Below are 24,612 nucleotides of genomic sequence, written 5' to 3'. Positions count from 1 at the left end.
AGGAGAACGATAGCAACGCATGGACGGAAGTCCATGTAGTGCCCTCGCGACATCCGAGCTAGCACGCGCTACCCGGGATTGGATTCACATTCGATGCTTGATCAGATATATTTTTCTTTATCCACGAACACAGAGAGGTGTCGAACGGATGACAGCCCAACCGCCGTCGATCGCACCGCCCACCACCAAGCGGTCTGGCCCGCCCGCGACCGCAACCATCTCCACGCGGACGGTCAGGCGCCGTTTCGTGCCGCCGCGCTGGGTGGGATTCACCGCCAAGAAGATCGGTCACTTGCTGATCGTTCTGGTCGCGGTGACGTTCCTGGTCTCGCTGATGCTCGACTTCCTTCCTGGCGACCCTGCGCAGGCCATCCTCGGCGAGGACGCCACCCCCGATCAGATCGCCCAGCTGCGAGCCGAACTGCGCCTCGACGAGCCGGTCATGGTGCGGTACGTGGACTGGGTCACTTCGGCCCTGCAGGGGGACCTGGGAACGTCGTACCGCACTGGTCAGCCGGTCGGCGAGGCGATCCTGCAGCGTCTTCCCGTATCCATCGAGCTCATGCTGATGGTGCAGGTGATCGCGCTCGTGACGGCCGTGATCCTCGCGGTGTGGGCCGTCTATCGTCCGAACGGCATGGTCGACCGCGTGAGCACGGCTTGGTCGTTCGCCGCCATCTCGGCGCCGCACTTCGTCGTCGGCCTGTTCCTTGTGTTCGTCTTCGCAGTCACGCTCGGCTGGCTGCCGGCCTCGGGCTTCATCCCGCTGAGCGAGGGCCTTGGCCCGAACCTGTCGACGATGATCCTTCCCGCGCTCGCGCTGTCGCTTGAGCCGGCGGGTGTCTATCAGCGGCTGCTGCGCGGCGACATGCAGTCGACGATGAAGGAGGACTTCGTGCTCGCCGCGCAGGCCAAGGGGATGTCGACTCCGAACATCCTCTTCCGCCAGGTGTTCCGCCCGTCGTCCTTCTCGCTCGTCACGCTCGCCGGCATCAACACCGCGCGTCTCATCGGCAGTGCCGTGGTCATCGAGACGCTCTTCGCCCTGCCGGGCGTCGGGCGGCTTCTGGTCGATTCCATCAGCGCGCGCGACTTCATCATGATCCAAGCGATCGTGGCCGTGATCGCAGTGTTCTACGTGTTCGTCAACATCGTCATCGATCTGCTCTATCTAGTGCTCGACCCGAGAGTGAGGTCCGATCGTGGTTGACACCGAAACGATCGCCGAGGAGGCGCCGGTCTCTGAAGTACTGGTGCCCGTCAAGCCGATTCGGCGCGGTGCCCGCGTGCCCGTCTCCGTCTGGATTGCGTTGGCCTGGTCGGCCATGATCGTCCTGGCGGCGATACTGGCTCCGCTCCTTCCGCTGCCAGACCCGAACACGCCCGACTACGAGAACATCGCAGCACCGCCGATGCCCGGGCATCCTCTCGGCACGGATCAACTCGGCCGCGACATGCTGTCGCGCCTGGTGTGGGGTGCCCAGGCATCGCTGCAGGTCGGATTCGTCGCCGTCGCGCTCGGGCTCACCCTGGGCCTGGCACTGGGCCTCCTGGCCGGGTACTACCGTGGCTGGATCGACAGCGTGATCAGCGTCCTCGTGGACATCGTGCTCGCTTTTCCGTCCCTGATCTTCATCATGGTGCTCGTCGCCATCCGTGGATCCAGCGCACCGGTGCTGATCGTGGGACTCGGCGCGGTCATGGTCCCCACGTTCACGCGCCTTGCGCGAGCGAACACCCTGGTGTGGACCCAGCGCGATTTCGTCACCGCGGCGACCGTGCTCGGATCTCGTCGTCAACGGACTCTGGCGCGCGAAGTGTTGCCGAACGTGCTGCCGTCGATCCTCGCCTACGCGTTCGTGGTCGTAGCGGTCGTCATGGTCGCCGAGGGGTCGCTGAGCTTCCTCGGTTTCGGAATCCAACCGCCAACCGCCAGCTGGGGGAGCATGATCGCGGGCGGTCGCACACTACTGTACAGCGCCCCCTACATCGTCCTCTTCCCCTCGCTGGTGCTGTTGCTCACGGTGCTGTCCTTCAACTTCATCGGCGACTACCTCCGCGGCCGGACCGCGGGACGAACGGAAGTGACCCTGTGACTGCCGGCCTCCGCAACGACACACCCGCATCCACCACTACGGTGGGCGACGTCATCCTGGACGTGCGCCACCTCACAACCGTGTTCACGGCCGGCGAGAACCCGGTCACCGCCGTCGACGACGTGAGCATCACGGCCCGATTCGGCCAGACGCTCGGCGTCGTGGGGGAGTCTGGTTCGGGCAAGTCCGTGCTCGCGCGCTCGATCATGGGACTCGTCTCGCCGGGCACCCGAGTGGAGCGCACCGGCGAGATCGTCTTCGACGGCACGGACCTCGCGAGTCTGCCGCGCAAGAAGATGCGGCGCATGTGGGGCAGCGAGATCGCGATGGTGCTGCAGGATCCACTCACCTCTCTCAACCCGGTGAAGAAGATCGGCGCTCAAGTGATCGAGACGGTGCGCCGGCATCATCCGAAGCTGTCGACGAGGCAGGCCGGCGCACGTGGCGTGGAACTGCTGCGCAGCGTCGGGATCCCCGAACCCGAGCGACGCATGAAGGTCTACCCGCATCAGATGTCGGGCGGGATGCGCCAGCGCGTGGGCATCGCGATCTCCCTCGCGGGAAATCCGCGGTTGCTGTTCGCCGATGAGCCGACGACAGCCCTCGACGTCACCGTCCAGATGCAGATCCTCGATCTCCTCGCCGCTCAGCAGCGCGAGCGGCAGATGACGATGGTCCTGGTCACCCACGATCTCGGCGTCGTTGCGACCCGTACCGACCACATCGTGGTGATGTACGCCGGCCAGGTGGTCGAGAGTGCGCCCACCCGATCGCTGTTCACCGACGTGAAGATGCCGTACACCCGCGCCCTGCTGGACGCGCTTCCCAAGCTCGACCAGCCGAGCCACACCCGGTTGAAGGCGATCCCGGGGCACCCTCCGAACCTCGCGGCTCCGCCGGCCGGCTGCCGCTTCGCGGCGCGCTGCCCCGCTGCGCAGGATAAGTGCCGCACCGTCGCTCCGCCCCTCATCGCGAGCCAGGACGATGCACAGCATCTGTATCGGTGCTGGTTTCCGGTCGGGACCCCGGAGTACGAGGCAGCCCGCGCCGAGACCGAGGCGCGCGCGGCCGCGAAGGACGAGGAGATCGCCGCCGCCGCCGCGGTGGCGCACCAGCTGATCGAGGAGCCGGCATGAGTGTGCATTCGAATTCCGAGGTGCGGCTGGCGGTCGAGGATCTCGTCGTCGAGTACGCCACACGGTCGGGAACCGTGTATGCGGTGTCCGAGGTGAGCTTCGACCTGAAGGCGGGCGAGACCCTCGGCGTCGTGGGTGAGTCCGGGTGCGGCAAGTCGACGATGGCACGCGCCGTGCTGCAACTGCCGGCGCCGAAGTCGGGGTCGGTGACCTTCGAAGGCACGGATCTGACCACACTCAACCCCGAGCAGGTGAGACGGCTACGTCCGGAACTCCAGATGGTGTTCCAGGACCCCGTGTCGTCCCTCAACCCGCGCCGGACTGTGCGGCAGATCGTGGCCGAACCGCTGACGATCTGGCGGCGCGGGACTCGCGCGGAGCGACTTGCCCGAGCGGATGACGTGCTGCGCGCGGTGGGGCTGAACCCCGACGACTACGGCGACCGCAAGCCGACGCAGCTGTCGGGTGGGCAGTGTCAGCGCGTGGCGATCGCGCGCGCGCTCGTCGCGGGCGCCAAGGTGCTCGTGTGCGATGAGCCCGTTTCGTCCTTGGACGTGTCGCTGCGCGCGACGGTGCTGAACATGCTCGAGGACCTGCAGGCGGAGTTCGACCTGTCAATCCTCTTCATCGCGCACGACCTTGCCGTGGTGAAGAACATCTCCGACCGCGTGATGGTGATGTATCTCGGCAAGGTCGTCGAGATCGGCGACTCGGAATCGCTGTACGGGGCACCGGCCCACCCGTATACGCTCGCGCTGCTCGAGTCGATCCCGGAACCCGACCCGTTCGCCCCGGAGCCGCGAGCGGCGATCGCCGGCGATCCGCCGTCGCCGGTGAACCCGCCGTCGGGTTGCCGGTTCCGCACACGCTGCCCGCTCGCGCAGGAGATCTGCGCGCGGGTCGAGCCGCGCCTCACGCCGGTCTCCGATACCCATTCGGTGGCCTGCCACTTTCCGCTCATCTCGCCTCCGGTCGAGGTTTGACATTTGATGTTTGATCAGAAATGATGAATGCGTGAATGAATCGATGACGGTCGTCGGCACGGACCGGGTTCGTGTCCGCACCGACGGCGACACGATTCACGTCACCCTCGACCATGCGGAGACCCGCAACGCGGTTTCTCGCACGATGTATCACGAGCTCGCGTTCGTGCTGTCACAGATCGCTCGGCGCACGGACCTGCGCTTCGTCGTGCTGAGTGGCGCAGGACGAGTGTTCTCGAGTGGCGGTGACCTGCGGGAACTGGCGGACGGCCTTCCCGACGACTACGTCACCGACTATTGGCAGCGCATGTCGGGCACCATCCTGGCTCTGCGGGCCATGCCCCAGATCGTCGTCGCCGGTGTGCGGGGTGCCGCTGTGGGGGCGGGGGCTGCGGTTGCTCTCGCAAGCGACATGGTCGTCGTCGAGAGTGATGCGCGCATGCGCTTCACCTTCACCCGCATCGGCTTCCTGCCCGACGCCGGCACGACAGTGATGCTCCCTCGCCTTCTCGGTCCGGCGGTCGCGCGCGACCTTCTCTTCACCGGTCGCTGGATCGGAGCCGAAGAAGCGTGCCGGCGCGGGATGATCGCACGGGTGTGCGATCCCGGCACGTTGGACGAGACCGTGCAGGGAATCATCGCCGAGCTGCGCTACTCGCCGGCGGGAGCGCTGGGCATGGTGAAGAACCTCGTGGATGCCAGCGCGCTCAGCGACCTCACCTCCGGCGTCCGAGCCGAAGGCGTCCAGCAGTACGCGGCCGCGGCATCGGGCGAGTATCGCGAGTACCTCGCACGCGTCCTCGAGCTGATGGCACAGCCCGCCGAGCCCGCGACCGACCTTGACGCCGACGTCACGATCAAGACCCACTGAACAGGAGAAAACGTGCCCTACAACGGACCCGTCATCGACGCCTTCTATCACCCGGGATGGGCGGCGACCACCGCCGACACCTTCGGTGACCAGGAGTCGTGGCGCCAGGATCCCCAGCGTGCCCGCGCCATGCGCTTCTTCGACCAGGGCGGCGACAAGCCCGTCACGAAGCCGGCCACGGCCGCCGAGAGCCGCCAGGAGCTCGTGGACAACAACGTGGAGCTGGCGATCTTCCAAGCGTCGTTGTACTACCAGAGCACGCGCGAAGAGCTCGACAGCCGCATCGTCGAGCACGTCGACATCATGAAGCAGTTCCCCGGGCAGTACGAGCATGCCGGCACGATCCTGCCCCCGAAGCAGGGGCCCGCCACTTTCTGGGACGTGATGGAGAACCCGCGCATCCTCGAGGAGCACAAGGAGAAGTACGGCATCCGAGGCGTGCACATCCTTCCCAGCCCGTACGGCCTGCCGCCGAACGACCGCTGGTTCTACCCGCTGTTCGCCAAGTGCGTCGAGCTGGACCTGTTCGTATTCACCTACATCGGCATGCCGGGCCCGCTCTGGCCGACGTACCCCAACTACCCGCTTCACCTCGACGACGTCTGCCTCGCCTTCCCGGAGCTCACCGTCGTCGGCCACCACATCGGCGACCCGTGGGTCGGCATGATGACGCACCTCGCGGCAAAGCACAAGAACCTCTACATCTGCACCTCAGCGTGGTCGCCCAAGCGCTACCCGAAAGAGCTGCTGGAGTTCATGAACGGCCGTTGGCACGCCCAGCCCGGTGCCGAGAAGGTCATCTTCGGCACCGACTACCCGCTCATCAACCTCACCAAGGCCGTCACCGACGCGCGCAATCTCGACCTCCCTGAGGATGTGCTGGAAAAGTTCATGTACTCGAACATGAAGCGGATCCTCGACGCGCAGGACGAGCGCGCGGGCCGATGATCGTCTCCGGCACCCTGAATCCACAGAAAGAAGGCCACTCATGAAGTTCGGTCTGCTCTTCGAGCTCGGAGGACCTCCCGGCTCGACCCGCGAGGACGTCAAGAAGATCTACGACGACGCCCTCGACCAGATCACCCTCGCCGACGAACTGGGCTTCGACCACATGTGGGCGGTTGAGCACCACTTCTCTCCGCCGCATTCGTTCTCGACGGCGCCCGAGGTGTTCCTCACCGCGGCAGCGGTGCGCACCAAGCGCATCCGAGTCGGTCACGGCATCGTGGTGTGCACGCCCCCCGTGAACCACCCGGCGCACATCGCCGAGCGTGCCGCGGTGCTCGACATCGTGTCCAACGGCCGGCTCGATGTCGGCACCGGACGCTCCAACACCTGGCTCGAACTGGGTGGGTACGCCGCCGAGCCGCATGACACGAAGCAGTCATGGGACGAGTACGTGCGGGCGTTGCCGAAGATGTGGACCGACCCCTCGTACTCGAACCCCAACGGGCGGTTCTTCAAGATGCCGGAACGGGCCATCGTGCCCCAGCCGCTGCAGGATCCGCACCCGCCGCTGTGGGTCGCGGTGACGAGCCCCGGCACGGAGTTCGATGCGGCCGACCGCGGCTTGGGCGTCTTCGGCTTGAGCATCGGCAACTACAAGGCTCAGGAAGAGAAGATCAAGAACTACCGCCGGCGCATCCAGAACTGCGAGCCGATCGGTCCCGCGGTCAATGAGCAGGTGCACGTGGTGAACTTCATGCACTGCGGTCTGGACGAGACGGCTGCTCAGCGCGGGCGAGTGATGCTCGACACCTTCAATCACAACACGGCCCACACGGTACCCGTCAAAGAGGTGTACCCATCGCCGCTGTACCAGATCGGCGGATTCCTACCCACCCTGCGCCAGGAGGCGCTCGGCCCCGGTGACGCGACGGGCATCCCCGAGGGCCTGGCGATCGGGGAGCCCGATCGGATCATCGAGGTCGTCAAGCACTGGGAGTCGATCGGCGTCGACGGCATGAACTTCGTCATCCAGGCATCAGAGGTCCTGTCGCACGAGGAAGTCATGGAGAGCCTTCGGAACTTCGCGACCTACGTGATGCCCCAGTTCAAGACTCCCGAGGAGCTGGCTGCGCCGGTCGCCACGGGTATGAGGAAGGTGTAAGCCATGTCGCAGACCGCTGCGCCCAAGATCACGGGCAGCTCCGAGACGATCAAGCACATCGCCGACTATGCAGAGTTCGGCAAGCTCGACCCCGAGCTCCTGCTCGCGGACGCCCCGGTGATGCCCCACCTCGATGTCGAGCCCATCACGTTCGAGCGGGCCGAGCTCATACAGGTCTTCGCGGAGATCCCGATGGGTTCGCTCGAGGAGCAGATCCCGCCGGCGCTGGCACCGACCAACCCGAGCTTCGTTTCCTGGCGTGGGCTGCATCTTCCCGAGACCCCGTGGGGACCGGTCACGCTGGCCGAGACGCGACTCGTCTGCCGTGCCGGCTTCCGTCCCCGCGTGTTCCTCATCGAGGGTCGCACCGACAACGCCGAGGCGGCGAAGGCCCTCGCCGAGGGCTGGGGCTACCGGCTCCGCGTCGCGGACCGGGTGAGTCTGCGCCGATGGGCCGACGAGACCGTCCTCGACGTCGAGGACGAGGGCAGGACGATTCTGAAGGTCCGCATGGTGGAGCCGTGGCCGACGAACGGAACGTCGTTCGGTCTCAATGCGAACGTCAACATCGCACACACGCCGCTCGGGCCCAAGCTCGTCCAGGCGGGAGCAGACTGGACGTTCCACAGCGCAGACCTGGGTCGCCCGCGCATCGACGCGTTCGTACCCGAGGCATGGGGTCGAGGGGGCGTCATGCCGACGTATCCTGTCTCCGCAGTGGCGGGAACGGCTGACGTGACGTTCCGAGAGATCAAGTTCGTGTCGGACGTCTCGCAGCCGGCCCTGTTCGGGACGACTGCCATCCGCTGACCCATCCGCTCGAGAGACCATCCCCACTGAAGGAGCCCCCCATGGTGAGTGAGTCTGAGGACCGAGTGTTCCAGGAGTCGCCGGTGCCGGGGTATCCCGCGTTCCAGGCCATCGAGGTCGGCGTCGACGACGGCGTGGCCGTCGTCACCCTCGGTGCCGACCCCGATGGCCCGAACCCGACCACGGCCATGACGCCGGAGCTCCTGGAGTTCTTCCGCATCGTGCGCGAGGACCCGACGGTGCGCGCCGTCGTCCTGGTCGGGCGCGGCAAGGTCTTCTCGGCCGGCGGCGACGTCAAGGTCATGGGCGAGCGCTCCCGGCGAATGGACCCTTCGGCGAACCCGGCGTGGGTCAAGCGCCTGCCCGTCGATCGGGCGACCGACTTCATGACCGCCCTCCTCGAGGTCGATGTACCCGTGGTCGCCGCAGTGAACGGTCATGCCGTCGGCGCGGGACTGCGGATCGCGATGCTCTGCGACTACGTCGTCGTGGCGGACGACGCCAAGGTGGGCGATCCGCACGTCATGCGGGGGCTCGTCGCGCCGCAGGCGGTTCTCCTCGGCGAGCTCATCGGCGCCCGTCGCGCGCGCTCCCTCGTGCTCACCGGGCGGCTGCTGCGGGGCGAGGAGGTCGTCGAGTGGGGCCTCGCCGACGAGGCGGTGGCGCGGGACGAGGTGCTCGAGCGCGCGCTGTCGCAGGCGCGGGAACTGGCGATGCTTCCACCGCTCGCCTTCCGCTGGACCAAGCGCGCTCTCAACAACCGGCTGAAGGCGGCGATCGCGCAGTACGCCTCCGAGGGATACGCGCTCGAGGCCCTCACCATGCTTTCCACCGATCACGCGGAAGCCGCGGCTTCGTTCGCCGAGAAGCGCGAACCGCGTCCGTACGAGGGGCGATAGCCGATGGAGTTCGGAATCGAACGCGCCGAGCGCGAGGTCCTGGCCGAGTTCCGCGCGTATCTCGACGACCTGCACGCGGAGGGCTTCACGCCTGCCGTCCCGCCGCTGGTGCGGCCCGACCACGCGATGGCGCCCGAAGAGATCGCCGAGCGCCGGCGCTTCATCCAGCGCCTCGGCCGCGACGGCTGGCTGGGCATCGCCTGGCCGGAGGAGTTCGGCGGCCGCGACCTCGGCTACCTGGCGCAGTGGCTCGTGATCGAAGAGCTGTCGTGGCGCAAGCTCCCCGAGATGCTCATGTCGGTCACGATGATCGGCCCGACGCTCATGCGCGCCGGCTCCGAAGAGCACAAGCGCCAGTACCTCGGCGGCATCCTCGCAGGCGACATCGAGTTCTGCTTGGGGTTCAGTGAACCGGGTGCGGGAACGGACCTCGCGGCGCTGCAGACACGGGCCGTGCTCGAGGGCGACGAGTACGTCGTCAATGGCCAGAAGGTGTACACGACGGGCGCGCAGTACGCGACTCACATCTGGCTCGCCGTGCGCACCGGCGCACCCGACTCGCGTCATCGCGGCATCACGCTGCTCATCGTGCCCATCGACACACCCGGCATCACGATCCGCCCCATGATCACGCAGGCCGACTACCGCACCAACGAGGTCTTCTTCGACAATGTCCGGGTGCCGCTTGCGAACCGCGTGGGCGAGGAGGACGGCGGCTGGGCCGTCATCGCGCTCTCTCTCGATCTGGAACGAAACCTCAACGCCAACCTGCAGGTTCGGGAGCTCGACGAGATCATCCGGTGGTCGGAAGAAGCGGATGCCGACGGTCAGCGTCCCGCGGACGACGACCTCGTTCGGGTCGAGGTCGGCATGCTCGCCGCGCGCGTCGAGATCGTCCGGCTGATGTCGGCGCAGGTGGCGTCGCTCATCGCCCGCCAGGAGCCGCTGGCGTCGGAGGCCTCGATGGCCAAGGTGTGGAGCTCCGAGACGTTCCAGGAGCTTCCCAGCGTGATCCTCGATCTCATCGGGCCAGAGGGGCTGCGCTCGGTGGGCTCACCCGGAGCGCCGGTGCATGGCCTCCCGGAGCTCGACTACCGGGAGTCCCCGGTACGTAAGTTCGCCGCGGGCACCAACGAGGTGCAGCGCGACATCATCGCGCAGCGTGCCCTCGGGCTGCCGCGGAATCGCTGAGGGAAGGAATCGCGTGGACACGCGTCTGTCGGAGATCCAACAGGAGTTGGTCGCCGCGGCGAACGCCGCACTCGAGAAGCACGCCGACATCGACACGATCGATGCGACAGTGGCTTTGTCGGGCGGCTACGACGTGCGTCTGTACGCCCTGTTCGTCGAGCTGGGGTGGACATTCCTCGGCTTCGAAACCGATGAGGAATCGACCCTCGTCGAGCTCGGGCTCGTGGTGGAACGGCTGGGCTACTTCGGCGTGCCGACGCCATTGCGCGCCGTGATGTCGTCAGCGAACCTCGTTGCCCGGGCCGGTGGTGCCGAAGCGGCGCTGCTCGAGCAGATCTCCGAAGGCGCGATCGTCGTCGTCGTCGACGCCACCCGAGGCGTCGATCGCCCGCGTCTGGTGGAGTGGGCAAGTGCGGCAAGCGTGCTCGTCGTCGCCACGCAGGACGGAGACGAGGTAGTCGTCCGGGCCGTGGACGCAGCATCCGTCCGCATCGATCCTGTCCCCGTGTTCGATGCGGAGCGGACTGACGAGGTGCTGGGGGCAGGCGCCGACGGCGAGGAGATCGGGCGCCTGACCCAGGCGGACTGGCAGGAGTGGCGAGCCGTCGACCGGCTGCTGCGGGCGGCCGACATCCTGGGCGCCGCACGCCGGTCTCTGGATCTGACCGTGCAGAACGCGAAGACGCGCAATCAGTTCGGCCGCCCCATCGGCGCTTTCCAGGCCGTGCAGCACCGCGCCGCCGACATGCGATTGGATATCGAGGCGACCTCGCTGCTGGTGTGGTCAGGGCTCTGGCGCGCCGCGCACGGCCACGACACCATCCGAACGTCGCTCATGGCCGCCTGGCAAGCATCCGAGGCGGGGGAGCGGGTATCCAAGGACGCGGTGCAGCTGCACGGCGGGGTCGGTTTCATCAAGGAGTACCCGCTGCACCACTTCTACCGACGCACCAAAGCGCAGCGGCTGCGCTTCGGCGCGTCGCGGGACCTGTTGCGCGAGCTCGGCAGCGCCGTGCTGACCGCCGCGCGCGAAGGCGACTTCCGCGAGCGATTCGTGGACTGGCCGGAGTCGTCCGAGTGAGCGGGGCGTCTCCTCTTGCCGGTCTCGTCGTGGTCGAGCGCTCCCGCGGCATCGCCGGCGGGTTCGCGGGTCGGCAACTGGCCGATGCCGGTGCCGACGTCGTCGTGGTGCGTCCCGAGGCGCCAGAGTGGTGGACCGAAGACGTCCGCGACGAGCTGCGCGGCTATCTCGATGCCGACAAGCTGGTGGTGGACGACACGTCATTTGAGGTGTTCGCCGCCCTTGCGGCCTGCGCCGACGTCGTCGTGTGGGAATGCGCGGTCCCTCCGGCAGCAGAGGAGATCGCCCGTATCGGCTCCGATCGCGCGCTCGTTCTCATCACGCCCCGCGGGATGACCGGGCCTCGCTCGGATCAGCCGTGGACGGAGTTCACCCTCCAGGCCGAGTCGGGCTCGGTGCATCTGCGCGGCGACGACGACCGCCACGCCGTGCGCACGGGCAGCGGCGAGACGCTGTGGCTCGCGGGCGCGGTCGCGGCCACCGCGTCTCTCGCAGCGCTCACCCTCGGACGCGCAAGCGTCACGGACTGCTCCCTGTTGGCCGTCGGCATCTGCGCCACGAACAATTTCATCGACCTGGGCTCGTCGCTGTCGGAGGACACGCCCGCCACTCCTCGCGCACGACGTCGGCTGCTGCCGTCGGTCGAGCCGGCGAGCGACGGCTGGGTCGGATTCAACCTGGGATCGGCCCAGAACCTCGAGGACTTCCTCGTGATGATCGACCGTCCTGAGATGCTCGCCGACGAGCGATTCCGCTCGGCGGCGGGCCGCTACGACAGTGGGAACGAGTGGAACGACATGGTGCGAGCGTGGACCAGCGCCCACACCGTGGAGGAGATCCTCGAAACGGCGACGGTGTTCCGCGTGCCCGTCGCCCCCGTCCATGACGGCTGCAGCATCCTGGAGGACCCCCAGATCGTAGCCCGCAAGTTCTTCCGACCTGCCCCGGACGGCGTCGGCGTGCACCCCGTCGCGCCCTACCTGTTCGACGGCGACCGGCCCGGAACCAGCCGTGCTGCGGCCGCAACCGTGAGCGCTGCAGACCTCGGGTTCGCCGCCCGGCCCGCGAGGTTCGACCCGGCGCTCGACGGCGTGCGCGTCGCGGACTTCGGATCGTGGTGGGCAGGAGCGCTCGCCAGCGAGGTGCTCGCCGCCTACGGCGCCGAGGTCGTGAAGGTCGAATCCACCCGCCGCATGGACGGCGCGCGCTCGATGATGGGGGCGCTGCGAATGAAGCATCGCCCTGAGCAGTGGTGGGAGGTGAGCCACTACTACCTAGCCAACAACCACAACAAGCGCGGTGTCACGCTCGACTTCACCCACCCCGAGGGGAAAGCGCTCGTGGACGAGCTGATCCGTTCCAGCGACGTGCTCATCGAGAACTATGCCCCGCGCGTACTGGAGAGCGCTGGACTGGACTGGCCCGGCGTACACGAACTCAACCCGCGTCTCGTCATGGTGCGCATGCCCGCCTATGGCCTCACCGGGCCGCGCCGAGACCAGGTCGCATACGCGCAGACCGTCGAGCAGTTCTCGGGCCTGTGCGCCCGCACCGGCTACGCCGACCGGCCGCCCCTCAACCCGAACGGTCCCGGTGACCCGATGGGCGGGTTCAATGCCGCCTTCGCGACGCTGGCCGCGCTGCACGCGGCGCGCGCCGACGGACAAGGCACGCTGGTCGAGGCCGCGCTCGCCGAGGGCGCTGTGGTGCTCGCCGCAGAGCAGGCCATCGTGTACAGCCGCACCGGCGAGTTGCTCGGCCGCGACGGCAACCACGCCTCCACCGCCGCACCGCAAGGGGTGTACCCGGCCGGCGGCGCGTCTCAGGGCCTCGCGTTCTCGGTGCTGGACGACGCCCAGTGGCAGGGCCTTGTCTCGCTCGCCTGCGACGTGCCGTGGGCGACCGATCCGCGCTTCGCCACCTTCGAGGGACGCCGGGAGCATCGGGAGGAGCTCGACGGGCTGCTGGCAGCCTGGACCACGACCCAGGACGGCGAGGCGTTGCGCGATGCGCTGCGGGGGCTGGGCATCCCGGTCGCCTTCGCGGTCGATGCGCGGTTCACCCACGACGACCCACAGGTGCAGGCCACGCGTTACTACGAAGAGATCGCGCACGACGTGGCCGGCACGCTGCCCGTCCCCACGCTCCCGTTGCAGATCGACGGCATCGACCGTTGGTCGCGCACCCCTCCGCCGGGACTCGGTCAGCACAACGCCGTCGTTCTGACTGAGGTGCTCGGACTCGGCGACGCCGACATCGCGGCGCTGCTCGAGGCCGGCGTGATCGGCACCGAGCCGGCGCGCAGATGACCGTGCCCATGACCGAACCCCGCAGGAAGTAGGAGCGACATGCACGAAGTGGTGCAGGACTATTCGGCCGCCCAGGTCGCGACCGGCTTCAGCTGGACGGAGTGCCCGCGGTGGCACGACGGCGCGTTGTACTTCTCCGACATGTATGCCGCGCGCGTCATCCGCGTCGCGCCGGACGGCTCGTGGTCGGTCTTCGCCGACTTCTCCGATCGGGTCGGGCTCGACGGCGCCCGTGTGGTGACGGTGGGCATCGGCTTCCTGCCGGACGGCCGCCTCATCGCGAACTCGATGTTCGAGCGGGTAGTCCTCGTGTGGGACGGAGAGCGCGCCGAGGTCTACGCGGATCTCCGGCCCTTCGCGCCCGGTCCCGTCAACGACATGGTCGTCGACGCCGAGGGTCGCGCGTATGTCACGCAGCTGGGGTACGACCTGTGGAAGAAGGAGGAGCCGGTGCAGACCGCCATCCTGCTCGTCGAGACCGGCGGATCGGTACGCGAGCTTGAGGAAGCGGGCCTGCTCACGGCGGCCAACGGCATCACCATCAGCGCTGACGGAGGCACGGTGGTCACCGCCGAGGCGCCCGAGAAGCGGCTCATCGCGTTCGATCGCGCGTCCGACGGCACCCTCACAGCGCCGCGGGTCTTCGCTGAACTCGATCTGCTTCCCGACGGCGTCTGCTTCGACGCCGAGGGTGCGGTGTGGGTGGCACAGCCCGGCGGCGGCGCGGCGATCCGGGTGGTCGAGGGCGGGGAGATCACCGCCCGTGTGACCATCGACGCGGAGCGCGGCGGCCGCACCACGGCATGCGGCCTGGGTGGCGAGGACCGACGCACGCTCTACGTCTGCTGCGGCTTCGAGGTGTGGGACTTCGACGCCTCCGTGCGCGGCGGGAAGGGGTCCATCTGGGCGGCCGACGTTCCGGTCGGCGCGGGCGAGGCCAGGCCGTGACCGGCCGTACCGGCCCGCTCGCCGGCGTCCGGGTGATCGAGCTCGCAGCCCAGGGCCCCTTGCCCCTCGCGGCCACCCTGCTCGCCGACAATGGCGCGGAGGTCATCCGCATCGACCGACCCGGGGTTCCCGATCGCCTGGACCCGGCCTCCGACGTGTTCGGCCGCTCCCGGCGGACGGTCGTGCTCGACCTCAAGGACCCGCGCGGCGTCGCGGCGCTCCGCGAGATGGTGGCGAGCGCGGACGTGCTGCTCGAGGGATTCAGGCCGGGGGTGCTGGAGCGCATGGGTCTCGACCCCGCAGACCTCCTCGCGGCGCACCCCGCCCTCGTCGTCGGACGCATGACAGGCTGGGGCCAGGACGGCCCGCTCGCGCTCGCGGCGGGGCACGACATCAACTACCTCGGGCTCACCGGCCTCCTCGACGCGATCGGCGAGCCCGGACGCGCGCCCGTGCCTCCGCTCAACCTCGTCGCGGACTATGGCGGGGGAGGCATGATCCTCGCATTCGGCGTCGTCTGCGCCGTGATGCGCGCTCGGGCCACGGGTGAAGGCGAGATCATCGACGCGGCGATGGTCGACGGTGCCGCCTACCTCGGCGCGCTCTTCTACGGCCTCGCCGAGCGCGACGTGTGGGGAGAGCGAGGCACGAACACGATCGACGGCGGGGCTCACTTCTACCGCGCCTACGAGACGGCCGACGGGCGGTGGCTGACGGTCGGCGCGATTGAGCCCGTCTTCTATGCGGCGCTGTTGCGGGTGCTCGGCATCGACCCCGCCGACGCCCCACAACGGGACAAGGCTCGGTGGCCCGAGCTCTCCGCACTGTTCGCGGCGGCCTTTGCCGAACGTTCTCAATCAGAGTGGCTCCAGGCTTTCGACGGCGTCGATGCCTGCGTCGCCCCCGCGATGACGCTGAGGGATGCCGCGTCCCACCCACATATGGCGGCGCGAGGCGTCTTGCGGAGGGTCGGCGGGCACCTTCAGCCCGCGCCTGTGCCCCGCTATGCGCGCGAGTCGCTCGACGAGGCGCATGCCGCGCGCGCGCAGGGCTCCGATACCCGGTTCGTTTTGTCCGGGCTGGGTTGGTCCGAGGAGCGCATCGACGGACTGGTCGTAGCCGGTGTGGCCGTCGTGGCAGAGGAGGAGCACGCGGATGTCTGACGAGATCGATGTGGTCGGGGCATCCGTCATCGTCACCGGCGGGGGGCGCGGTATCGGTCGCGCGGAGGCCCTCCTGCTGGCGCAGCGCGGAGCGCGCGTGTGCGTCGTCGACCTCGGCGCCAGCGTCGACGGAGCCGCGCAGACCGCGGAAGATCCCGCGGTCGAGACGGTCGCCGACATCCTGGCGGCCGGCGGCGAGGCGTTCGCCGTGCGGGCCTCGGTGGCCGACCCAGACGGCGTGGCCCGCATCGTGGACGAGACGGTAAGCGCCTTCGGCGGCATCGACGCCCTCATCTGCAATGCGGGCAACTTCGCAGTGCACGACTTCCCCGCCATCGACCGCGCGACCGTGCAGCGGTTCCTCGACGTTCATCTGTTCGGCTCGCTCGAGCTGGCACGCGCCGCCTGGCCTCACCTCGAGCGCAGCGCTGCCCCGCGCATCGTGAACACAGTGTCGTCCGCGCTGTGGGGCGTGCCCGGCATGGTGCCCTACGGCAGTGCGAAGGGTGCCGTCCTCGCGCTCACCCACAACCTGGCCGTCGTCGGCGAGGGAAGCGGCATCCTCGTCAATGCGATCGCTCCCGGGGCGGGGACCAGGATGGTCGACGCCACCGGCGACGCGCTGCCGCCGGGGTTCGCCGAGACCATGAAGCGCACCATGCCGGCTGAGCTCGTCGCCCCCGTCGCGGCGTTCCTCGCCTCGCGCGATTGCGCGTTCACCGGCGAGGTGCTCGCGGCCTCGGGCGGTGGCGTGTCACGGCTGGTGACGGTGCGCACGCCCGGCATCCGTGATCCCCACCTCACCCCGGAGGGCGTCCGTGACAGCATCGACGCCATTCTGGATCTCGACGGCGCCAAGGTGCACGAGACCGGCGCGCGCGTGCCGACCGGGGCCGGTCGCCTACTCAGCACAGGGACGACGCGATGACGCCGGAACGAGTTCTCGAAGCCGGTCACGTCGATGACGCGCTCCGGCTCACCGCGGCCCTGAGGGAGCTCGCGGACACGGCCGTACGATCTCATCCCGGCGCCCACACAGCGGCCGCAGCGGATCGCCTCGAGGAGATCGTGGAGGAGCTGTCACAGCACACGCTCGACGACGTTCTGCCGTGGTCCTACGTGCTCGACCCGGAGCAGAAGCGGCTGCTGATCCACTTGACCGGCGGCGATACGGCGAGTCCGGCAGGTCGGGCGTGGTCGAGCTTCAATCCCATCGCACCGCCCATCGACATGATGATGGACGGCGAGGAGCATGTGGGCCGCGTGGCGCTCGGGCCGGCGTACACAGGTCCTCCGGGACGTGTGCATGGCGGAACAGTCGCGACGCTGTTGGATCACGCCATGGGGGCTCTGCTCTTCCACCTCGGACGCCCGTCGTTCACCGCACGACTCGAGATCGACTATGTCGCCGCGGCGCCGCTCGGCGCTCCACTCGACCTGCGCGCGAACGTCGAGCGGGTTGATGGGCGCAAGACCCATGTGCGCGCGACCATCTCCGTCGACGGTGCGGTCGTCGCGCGGGCATATGGCCTCTTCCTGACGATGGCGAGATGAGAGGATGACCATGGATGCTGCGCGCGAAGCTGCGACCATCGTGATCACACGCCTCGGCCCGGCGGGTACCGAGGTGCTGATGCTGCGCCGATCGCCTGATTCGCCGGCGTTTCCAGGAATGTGGGTCTTTCCGGGCGGCACCGTGTCGTCTGCCGATCGCGACAACGCCGATCCGCTCCGTGCGGCGGCGGTCCGCGAGGCGGCGGAGGAGTGCGGCCTGGTCATCGCACCAGAGGAGCTTCAGCCACTGTCGAAGTGGCTTCCACCGGCCACCGCCCGCGCGCGGTTCGACACGCGGTTCTACCGGGCGGAATTCGTCGAAGGCGACGTGCGCACCGACGACTACGAGGTTGTCGACCATGCCTGGATCACCGCGGATGCCGCGCTCGCACGCCACGCCGAGGGCGCGTGGGACTTCATGCCGCCGACCTGGGTCACGCTGGCGAGACTCGCGGGCGCGGGCAACGGCGAGGTGGAAGGGCCCGACGAGTTCCACTCCCACGTCGTGGGCGCCGATCCCACCGTGTTGGCGTGGCACGGCGACGAACACCACCCTTACCACCCCGGCCCGCCCGGAGCCCGCCACCGCATCACCCTCGGCGCGCGCCCGTGGGTATACCTGCGGCATGGACCGCGCACAGCCGAAACTGCGAAACCGAAGGAGGCAGTCGCATGACGGCGACGATAACGACGCTGGATGAGTTCGAACGAGAGTTCCGCGACGGCCTGGGCGTGCCGCTGACCCCCCGCGCGTGGCGCACCGTCACTCCCGAGTGGGTGCAGCGCTTCTCCGACGGCGTCGGCGACTACAACCCGCTGTACCGAGACGAGGACTACGCCGACGGCGCGCGGTTCCACCAGCTCGTCGCATCCCCGGCCTTCATTTTCTCGATCAACTTCGGCGCGATGGCATCCATCTGGGGTCATCTCGCCCCGGGATCGGTGCCGATGAGCGCCCTCACCATCCTCTACGGCGGCGCGCGCATCCAGTGGCACCGTCCCATCTGGGTGGGAGACCGCGTGCGCGCCATCGAGACACCCGAGTCGGTGACGCGCAAGTCGCTCCGCCAGATCCCCGACGCGCTCGTCTGCACCGGCCGCACCGAGTACTTCAACCATCGCGGTGAGAAGATCGCGACGCTGCACAATGACATGCTCCGCTTCCCGAACCAAGGTCGCGGCGTCGAAGCTGCAGACCGCGACCCCGGTGCGCAGATAGCGCCGGACCCCCTGGTGTGGTCGCGCGAGCGCCGGGGTGGGATGCCGCGCTACGGCGCGGAGGTGGCTGTCGACGATGAGCTGCCCGAACTCGCGAAGGGCACATTCACCCGCACCGAGCTGTACCTGTTCGCTCACGGGGCGCTGAGCACACGTCGCGCGCGGAAAGTGGCTCCCGGTGCGGTGGACGTCGGTGCGGGAGGCCGGGCCGACCCCGAGTACGCCCGTAAGGAACGCGCGCAGGAGGGCAGCTTCGACTTCGGTCCGCAGCGCTTCTGCTGGATGATCCAGCTCGTGACCGACTGGATGGGCGACCACGGCACCCTCGAATCGTTCACAGCCCGGCTGCACCGCCCCAACATCGTCGGCGACACCAATCGAGTCCAGGGTCGCGTGACCGGCATCCGTGCTGCGGGCGACGAATGGATCGCCGAGGTGGCCGTCGAAGTCGTCAACCAGTCCGACGTCACCACGACCTCGGGCACGGCATCCGTGCGGCTGCCGACGGACGCCGCCGGACTAGACAACGAGATCCTGTTCACCAAGGATGTGGGCTCGAACGTCGGGATGTACGGCTGACCCAGCGCGCGTCGCTTTCTCAGACCACAACTCATTCGTGTGGCGTCGCCGCCCGCGATTCAGGAAGGAAAGAAACCACCATGCAGATCAAACCAGGACTCAAGCTGGCGAGCGGCGTCTCACCCGCTCAGTTCGTCGTGATCCGCGGCGCCGGAGAGATCGAGCTCACGCACGGCGGCGCGCCCGTCACGATCGAGGCGCCGGTCGATTCGGCCGCGTCCGGTCTCGCCGGCGAGGTACTCGTCGGCAAGCGCTACTCCGACGACTCGGGCGATCTCGAGCTGCTGTGCGTCAAGGCCGGCCCAGGAACGCTCGCCGCTGACGGAATCGAACTCACCGTGAAGGCCGCCAAGGCGCTGCCGGCGTCTGATTGACACAGCGGACACGAGAAGCGGGCCCCCGGAAGGGAGGCCCGCTTCTTCGTCGGTGGTGAGTATGCGGCGCCGTCAGTCGTCCGTCCGCTGGTTCGCGACCGCTCGTTCGGCCTTTCGGGCGGCCATGACCAGGCGGTCCGCGGCGTCGGCGAGATGGTGGCGAGCGAACTCGGCCTTCATTCCCGACAGCGCGAGGGACAGTCGCACCGAGCCGTCCGGGCCGAGCACCGGAACGCTCACGTTGCGCGGGTCGATTCCGTCCGGGCCGACGGTCAGCGGCTCGTGGAAGTTGGCCGCGATCATGCGCTGCACCGCGTCGGCAGAAGGCTCCGGACGAACCGACACGGCCCAGCCGCGCTCCGCGGAGATGTCGAGGACCGTCTGGGCTGCCCCGCGCTGATCGTCGGGCACTCCCTGGAGCCACTGCTGACGACGTTCCGGGGTGCCCCAGACCGCGAACGGCAGGGCGAAGGGCGGCCGGAAGGGAACGCGGTCGCCGGCGCGCACCGCGGCGCGGTCGCTGAACGGAGACCACGTCGTTGCCACGAGCACGAGCCTGCCGTCGATCTCCGCCGTGGCACTCGCCTCCACGCCGAGCTCGGAGGCGATCGCCTGCATCTGATCGCGGACGGCGTTGACGAGCCGCACCTGGTGCTGGTCGTGGAAGTCTTCGGCCACCAGCGGACCGGAGCTGAACTTCCCGTAGCCGCCGCGGAAGAAGACGAGCGGCAATGCCGGCGTTCCCATGCGGAGGTCGACGACATCGCCGAGCACCATGTAATGGTCGCCGGCGTCGAGCACGTCGCGCACAGTGCATTCGATCCATGCGAGGGCGCCTTCGATGGCCGGGGCGCCGGTGACGCCGTCTGTCCACGACAGGCCGGCGAACTTGTCCTCGCCGCGGGCGGACAGGGCCCGGCACACGTTCTCTTGGGCCGACGTGAGCACGTTCACGCAGAACGAACCGGCGGCCTCGATCTTCGGCCACGAGCTCGACGTCTTGGTCGGCAGGAAACCCACGATGGGGGGATCCATTGAAACCGAGGTGAACGAGCCGACGGCCATGCCGACCGGCGTTCCGTCGGCCGTGCGGGCCGTCACGGCCGTCACACCGGTGGGGTACTGACCCAGCACCTGACGGAAGACATTCTTGGTATCGGTCATGGTCGTTTCTCCTTGGGCAGGTGTCAGAACAGGCCCGACAGGGCGCCGCCGTCGACGTACAGGTTGGTCGCCGTCACGTACTCGCCGTCGTCGCTCAGCAGATAGGTGACCATCTTGGCGACGTCGGCGCCCGTGGGGAGGCGCCGACGGAGCACCTTGCGGGGGACATGCGTGCGCTCTGTGGACTCGCCGTCGTTGCGCATCGTGGTGGCCATCATCCCGGGGCCCACGTTGTTCACCCGGATGTTGTGCTCGGCGAGATCGGCGGCGAGCCCGAACACCATCTGGCGGAGGGCCCCCTTCGTCGCGCCGTACGGGACATGGCCGAGGACGCCGCGTTCGGCATTCGTCGAGGTGATCGTGACGATCGCGCCGCCGGTGCCCTGCTCGGCCATGACCCGCGCCGCCGCCTGAATGACGAAGAACGCGCCTTTGAGGTTGATGGTGTGAATACGATCCCAGTGCTCTTCGGTCACCTCGAGCGTGTTGGCCGAGCCGCTCACGCCGGTCGAATTGACCAAGGCGTCGATTCCGCCCAGGGCCGTCTTCGCCTCGTCCATGCCGGCGGAGATGGACCCGAGGTCGGCCACGTCGATGTGCACCGCGTGCGCCTCGCCGCCGGCAGCGACGATCGCGTCGACGGTCTCCTGTGCGTACCCGTCCGAGATGTCCGCGATCACCACGCGCGCGCCCTGTGCGGCGCACGCGAGCGCGATGGGCGCGCCGATGGCGCCGCCACCTCCGGCGACAACGATCCGCAGTCCTTGGAGGCGCTGGCTGTACGGCGTGTCGATCATGCTTCTTCTTTCTGTCTGCGAACGGTCAGAGCATCGCCACGGCGTTGCCGGTCGAACCGACCCCGCCGGGGATGTTGAGAGGGACGGCCATGAAGAGAAACGACGACCTGTCCTGGGCGCGGAGCGCGGCGTCGAGGGCGTCGAAGTCGAAGAGTTCGCCGAACGGCATCCCCAGCAGTGCCAGGGCGCGACGGTGCAGGCTTCCTGACCCGCGACGCCCCGGGGCGGCCTCGACGCCGGGGTTGTCGGCTGCGACGGCGGCGATGCCGCCGTCCCAGAGCAGCTCTGCCATCTCACTCGATCCAGAGAGGCCGGGCCAGGTGAAGCGGCCCGCGACGGCTTCGCGCTCTGCGGCGTCGGCGTTGTGGTAGTACTGCATCCACCCGGTGCGGACGCACAGGATGTCGCCCGGGCGCAGCGTTTCTCCCGTGGCGTCGATCGCGGCCTGCAGTTCATCGGCCTCGATGGGGTCGATCGGAGCGGAGGGATCCTCGGCGAGGGCGGCGATGGTGCGCTCGGCGACGTCGACCAGCAGGCCACGACCGATGATTCCCGCCGACCAGTGCTGAATGCCGATGGTGTCGCGATCGGTCTCGAAGTCGATCTGAACCCCGCCGAACCAGCCGTGGTCGGGGATCAACAGGTGGCGGAATCCGTCCCACTGCGTGGAGGCCTGCGGAAACAGATCGTCGATGCGATCGTCGATGAAGTCCCGCTTGCTCGGGCCGGTGAAGGTGTGCTGGTAGGGCCGTCGGCCGAACAGGGTGGGGTAGGGCTCGTCGAGCGGAAGGTCGAGGTTGATCGTCTCGCCGGTGCGCACGGTGGCCACGGCGTCGCGTCGGACGGAGGGGGTGATGCGGTTCAACGTCCCGAGCGGGTCGCCCGCCCCCCAGTGCTCCCATGCGTGCCGTTCGTCACGGCCGGGGGTCAGCAACGGCAGGTCGGCGTAACTCACGACTGCAAGGTTCCCCATCGAATCCCCTCCTCATCTCGGCTCAGCAAACGTCATTTTTGATAAAATGTCAAGTATCAAAAACAGGTTTCCGCGTGCCTGTGGGCTCTCCCTCGTCATCATCCTCTTCTCCATCGACCACCCTGCTCGGGCCGGTGAACGGGCTCCCTGCTTCGAGAGCGGAGCCGGGGATGAGGGGCTCTGGCAAGGACGGCGCGCCCGCCGTCGCCGAGTTCACCGGCGGGAGTTCGGTGCGCGGGCCCCAGCGCAGCCATGCGACGCCTGCGATGGTCGCCGCGCCGGCGGCCACCGCACCGACGGCGACCGACCAGTGCCCGCCCCACGTGTCGGCGATCACGCCCAGTAGCGGGGATCCCACCGTCGAACTTCCCATCAGCACTGCCATGTAGGCGGCAAGCACCCGACCGCGCACCAGCACGTGCGTCGTGGACTGCACGTACCCGTTGGCGGTCGCCAGCGCCAGGATGACCGCGAAACCCGTCAAGACGACGGCGACCGTGTACCAGCGGATGTCGGGAGCGAGCGCGCCTCCGATCGCCGCAACCATGAGCAGGGCGAAAGCGGCGACCATGACGCCGAGCCTCGCCCGCTTCGCCCTTGCGGCGTAGAGCGCACCCGCGAGTGAGCCGATTGCGACGATGGAGTTCACGATGCCGAAATCTGCAGCATCGCCACCGAAGGTCGCGACCATGATCGACGAAGTCAGCGGGATGTTGATCGTGAAGGCGCCCACCACGAAGATGGTGGCGCAGACGAAAATGAGGTCCGGGCGCTTCGCCAGGTATCGCACTCCGCCCCACACACTCGGGGGGCGCGGCGGCCGTGCACGGGGCACCAGCTCGCGCGGCCGGATCAGGAGGAGCCCGACGATGAGGGCGAGGTAGGTCACCCCGTTCGCGACGAACGCCCACCCGGCTCCGACGAGGACGAGGAGTGCGCCTGCCGCAGCCGGACCCCCCAGACGCCCGAGATTGTACGAGGCCGAGTTCAGCGCAATCGCGTTGGCGAGGTCGTCCTGCCGGACGAGATCCGTGACGAACGTCTGGCGTGCCGGAATGTCGCACGCGTTCAGGATGCCGAACACCAGGCACAGGCCGTACATCAGCGCCAGCGTCATCCCGCCTGCGACGGTGATCGCTCCCATCCCCGCGACCAGGAGCAGCAGGAGCGAATCGATCACGATGATGAGGCGGCGTCGGTCGAAGCGATCGGGCAGCCAGCCGGTCAGAGGCAGCAGAAGCAGCGGCGGCGCGAACTGCAGGCCGAGAGCGATGCCGACCGCCGTCGCGTCACCATCGGTGAGCTCCGTCAGAATGAACCAGTTCATCGCCGTCGACTGGACCCATGTGCCGACGTTGGACACGATGCCGGCGAGGAACCAGATCCGGTAGTTGCGAGCACGCAACGACCGGAACATCGCACTCACGCCGTTCTCCTCGCTCGTGGTCGCATCAGCCCATGCGATTTTTGATCAGTATCCTCACCTTACGAGCTCAACCCCGAAAGCCGATAATGTATATTTGATATTCAGACAAAAGGAGTTCTCATGCCGGATGCCGCCGCCAGGAGCCCGCGATGAAGATCGTGGTTCTCGTCAAGGAAGTTCCCGACACCTACGGTGAACGGAAGCTGTCGCTCGAGACCGGCCTCGCTGAGCGCGGCGCGTCCGAGGCCGTGCTCGACGAGATCGGCGAGCGTGCCCTCGAGGTCGCACTTTCCTTTGCCGACACCGTGCCCGGCACCGAGATCGTGGTGTTGTCGATGACCGCCGAGAGCGCCGCCGCCACCGTACGGAAGGGGCTCGCGATGGGCGCCTCCTCGGCGGTCCAGATCGCGGACCCCGCGCTGCGGGGCGCGGACCTCGGCCTGACGGCGCAGGTGCTCGCCGCCGCCGTACAGCGAACCGGCTTCGATCTCGTCATCGGTGGCAACCTCTCGACCGACGGCACCGCCGGCGTGATCCCCGCCATGGTCGCGGAGCTGCTCGCTGTGCCGGCGGCGACAGGGCTGTCCGAGGTGACGATCGCCGACGCAAGCGTGTCGGGAGTGCGAGTGTCGGACGGGGCGACGATGCAGGTCACGAGCCCCCTGCCGGCGGTCATCTCGATCACCGAAGCGCTCCCCGACGCCCGATTTCCGAACTTCAAGGGGATCATGGCGGCGAAGAAGAAGCCGTTCGAGACCCTGACGCTCGCCGACCTCCGCCTCGACGCCGACGAATCCGGCGTCGCGCGCTCGATCATGGTCGACATCGCCGAGAAGCCGCCCCGAGCCGCGGGCGTGAAGATCACTGATGAGGGAGACGGCGGCGACAGGCTTGCGCAGTACCTCGTCGACAACCGGCTCGCGTGAACGG

Annotated in this window: 24 protein-coding genes; 20 read left to right on the top strand and 4 right to left on the bottom strand. The window is 68.3% G+C overall.

Annotation, left to right across the window (positions count from 1 at the left end; genetic code table 11):
- The first annotated feature begins 148 nt into the window (after positions 1-148).
- The 19 genes from ASD56_RS02355 (at position 149) to ASD56_RS02265 (ending at position 19,322) form a co-directional block, all read left to right on the top strand.
- Positions 149-1,210 carry an ABC transporter permease gene (locus ASD56_RS02355; protein WP_082541189.1) on the top strand — a complete coding sequence of 354 codons (1,062 nt, stop codon included), beginning with the start codon at positions 149-151 and terminating at the stop codon, positions 1,208-1,210.
- Positions 1,203-2,096, top strand: coding sequence for an ABC transporter permease (locus ASD56_RS02350; RefSeq protein WP_055960753.1), 894 nt, complete (start codon positions 1,203-1,205; stop codon positions 2,094-2,096). The genes ASD56_RS02355 and ASD56_RS02350 overlap by 8 nt, the downstream gene beginning before the upstream one ends.
- On the top strand, positions 2,093-3,232 hold the full coding sequence (locus tag ASD56_RS02345) for an ABC transporter ATP-binding protein (RefSeq protein ID WP_200947446.1): 1,140 nt from the start codon (positions 2,093-2,095) through the stop codon (positions 3,230-3,232). Before ASD56_RS02350 ends, ASD56_RS02345 begins: the two co-directional genes overlap by 4 nt.
- On the top strand, positions 3,229-4,215 hold the full coding sequence (locus ASD56_RS02340) for an ABC transporter ATP-binding protein (RefSeq protein ID WP_055960752.1): 987 nt from the start codon (positions 3,229-3,231) through the stop codon (positions 4,213-4,215). The genes ASD56_RS02345 and ASD56_RS02340 overlap by 4 nt, the downstream gene beginning before the upstream one ends.
- Positions 4,216-4,246: 31 nt before the next feature.
- Positions 4,247-5,086 (top strand): enoyl-CoA hydratase/isomerase family protein, encoded by an 840-nt coding sequence (locus ASD56_RS02335; protein ID WP_157535729.1) that lies wholly within the window; start codon positions 4,247-4,249, stop codon positions 5,084-5,086.
- 12 nt (positions 5,087-5,098) lie between these two features.
- Positions 5,099-6,034, top strand: coding sequence for an amidohydrolase family protein (locus tag ASD56_RS02330; protein ID WP_055960748.1), 936 nt, complete (start codon positions 5,099-5,101; stop codon positions 6,032-6,034).
- A 40-nt stretch (positions 6,035-6,074) separates the two neighbouring features.
- Positions 6,075-7,196, top strand: coding sequence for an LLM class flavin-dependent oxidoreductase (locus ASD56_RS02325; RefSeq protein ID WP_055960746.1), 1,122 nt, complete (start codon positions 6,075-6,077; stop codon positions 7,194-7,196).
- A 3-nt stretch (positions 7,197-7,199) separates the two neighbouring features.
- The gene (locus tag ASD56_RS02320) at positions 7,200-8,006 is read left to right on the top strand and encodes a hypothetical protein (protein WP_055960743.1); all 807 of its coding nucleotides are present in this window, start codon (positions 7,200-7,202) and stop codon (positions 8,004-8,006) included.
- A 41-nt stretch (positions 8,007-8,047) separates the two neighbouring features.
- A complete protein-coding gene (locus tag ASD56_RS02315) occupies positions 8,048-8,905 on the top strand; it encodes an enoyl-CoA hydratase/isomerase family protein (protein ID WP_055960741.1) in 858 nt (285 codons plus the stop codon).
- A 3-nt stretch (positions 8,906-8,908) separates the two neighbouring features.
- Positions 8,909-10,096 (top strand): acyl-CoA dehydrogenase family protein, encoded by a 1,188-nt coding sequence (locus ASD56_RS02310; RefSeq protein ID WP_055960739.1) that lies wholly within the window; start codon positions 8,909-8,911, stop codon positions 10,094-10,096.
- Between the two features lie 13 nt (positions 10,097-10,109).
- Positions 10,110-11,177: an acyl-CoA dehydrogenase family protein gene (locus tag ASD56_RS02305; RefSeq protein ID WP_055960736.1), complete on the top strand. Its 1,068-nt coding sequence runs from the start codon at positions 10,110-10,112 to the stop codon at positions 11,175-11,177.
- Positions 11,174-13,486, top strand: a complete 2,313-nt coding sequence (locus ASD56_RS02300; protein ID WP_200947445.1) for a CaiB/BaiF CoA-transferase family protein — start codon at positions 11,174-11,176, stop codon at positions 13,484-13,486. The genes ASD56_RS02305 and ASD56_RS02300 overlap by 4 nt, the downstream gene beginning before the upstream one ends.
- A 39-nt stretch (positions 13,487-13,525) precedes the next feature.
- Entirely contained in the window at positions 13,526-14,434 is a 909-nt protein-coding gene (locus ASD56_RS16420; RefSeq protein ID WP_055960732.1) for an SMP-30/gluconolactonase/LRE family protein, read from the top strand.
- Positions 14,431-15,597, top strand: a complete 1,167-nt coding sequence (locus ASD56_RS02290; protein ID WP_055960730.1) for a CaiB/BaiF CoA transferase family protein — start codon at positions 14,431-14,433, stop codon at positions 15,595-15,597. Before ASD56_RS16420 ends, ASD56_RS02290 begins: the two co-directional genes overlap by 4 nt.
- On the top strand, positions 15,590-16,525 hold the full coding sequence (locus ASD56_RS02285; RefSeq protein ID WP_055960728.1) for an SDR family NAD(P)-dependent oxidoreductase: 936 nt from the start codon (positions 15,590-15,592) through the stop codon (positions 16,523-16,525). Before ASD56_RS02290 ends, ASD56_RS02285 begins: the two co-directional genes overlap by 8 nt.
- The gene (locus ASD56_RS02280) at positions 16,522-17,151 is read left to right on the top strand and encodes a PaaI family thioesterase (protein ID WP_055960726.1); all 630 of its coding nucleotides are present in this window, start codon (positions 16,522-16,524) and stop codon (positions 17,149-17,151) included. The genes ASD56_RS02285 and ASD56_RS02280 overlap by 4 nt, the downstream gene beginning before the upstream one ends.
- A 4-nt stretch (positions 17,152-17,155) precedes the next feature.
- Positions 17,156-17,827, top strand: a complete 672-nt coding sequence (locus tag ASD56_RS02275; protein ID WP_082541186.1) for an NUDIX domain-containing protein — start codon at positions 17,156-17,158, stop codon at positions 17,825-17,827.
- Positions 17,824-18,948: an FAS1-like dehydratase domain-containing protein gene (locus ASD56_RS02270; RefSeq protein WP_055960721.1), complete on the top strand. Its 1,125-nt coding sequence runs from the start codon at positions 17,824-17,826 to the stop codon at positions 18,946-18,948. Before ASD56_RS02275 ends, ASD56_RS02270 begins: the two co-directional genes overlap by 4 nt.
- 80 nt (positions 18,949-19,028) lie before the next feature.
- A complete protein-coding gene (locus ASD56_RS02265) occupies positions 19,029-19,322 on the top strand; it encodes a hypothetical protein (RefSeq protein WP_200947444.1) in 294 nt (97 codons plus the stop codon).
- A gap of 72 nt (positions 19,323-19,394) precedes the next feature.
- On the opposite strand, the gene ASD56_RS15920 is transcribed toward ASD56_RS02265, so the two are convergent.
- The 4 genes from ASD56_RS15920 to ASD56_RS02245 all read right to left on the bottom strand — a co-directional run bounded on the left by ASD56_RS15920 (position 19,395) and on the right by ASD56_RS02245 (position 23,673).
- Positions 19,395-20,486 carry a flavin reductase family protein gene (locus ASD56_RS15920; RefSeq protein WP_082541185.1) on the bottom strand — a complete coding sequence of 364 codons (1,092 nt, stop codon included), beginning with the start codon at positions 20,484-20,486 and terminating at the stop codon, positions 19,395-19,397.
- Between the two features lie 23 nt (positions 20,487-20,509).
- Positions 20,510-21,283 carry an SDR family NAD(P)-dependent oxidoreductase gene (locus ASD56_RS02255; RefSeq protein WP_055960719.1) on the bottom strand — a complete coding sequence of 258 codons (774 nt, stop codon included), beginning with the start codon at positions 21,281-21,283 and terminating at the stop codon, positions 20,510-20,512.
- Positions 21,284-21,308: 25 nt separating this feature from the next.
- Positions 21,309-22,238 (bottom strand): cyclase family protein, encoded by a 930-nt coding sequence (locus ASD56_RS02250; RefSeq protein ID WP_235565483.1) that lies wholly within the window; start codon positions 22,236-22,238, stop codon positions 21,309-21,311.
- Positions 22,239-22,305: 67 nt separating this feature from the next.
- Complete coding sequence (locus ASD56_RS02245) at positions 22,306-23,673, bottom strand: MFS transporter (RefSeq protein WP_055960715.1); 1,368 nt, start codon at positions 23,671-23,673, stop codon at positions 22,306-22,308.
- Positions 23,674-23,831: 158 nt separating this feature from the next.
- Here ASD56_RS02245 and ASD56_RS02240 point away from each other — a divergent pair, with 158 nt between their 5' ends.
- Positions 23,832-24,608: an electron transfer flavoprotein subunit beta/FixA family protein gene (locus tag ASD56_RS02240; RefSeq protein ID WP_055960712.1), complete on the top strand. Its 777-nt coding sequence runs from the start codon at positions 23,832-23,834 to the stop codon at positions 24,606-24,608.
- The last annotated feature ends 4 nt before the right edge of the window (positions 24,609-24,612 follow it).

Origin of the sequence: Microbacterium sp. Root166, from assembly GCF_001427145.1 — a bacterium.
Lineage (GTDB): Bacteria > Actinomycetota > Actinomycetes > Actinomycetales > Microbacteriaceae > Microbacterium.
Note: the sequence above shows the minus strand (reverse complement) of the source record. Positions and strands in the feature narration are given on the sequence as shown.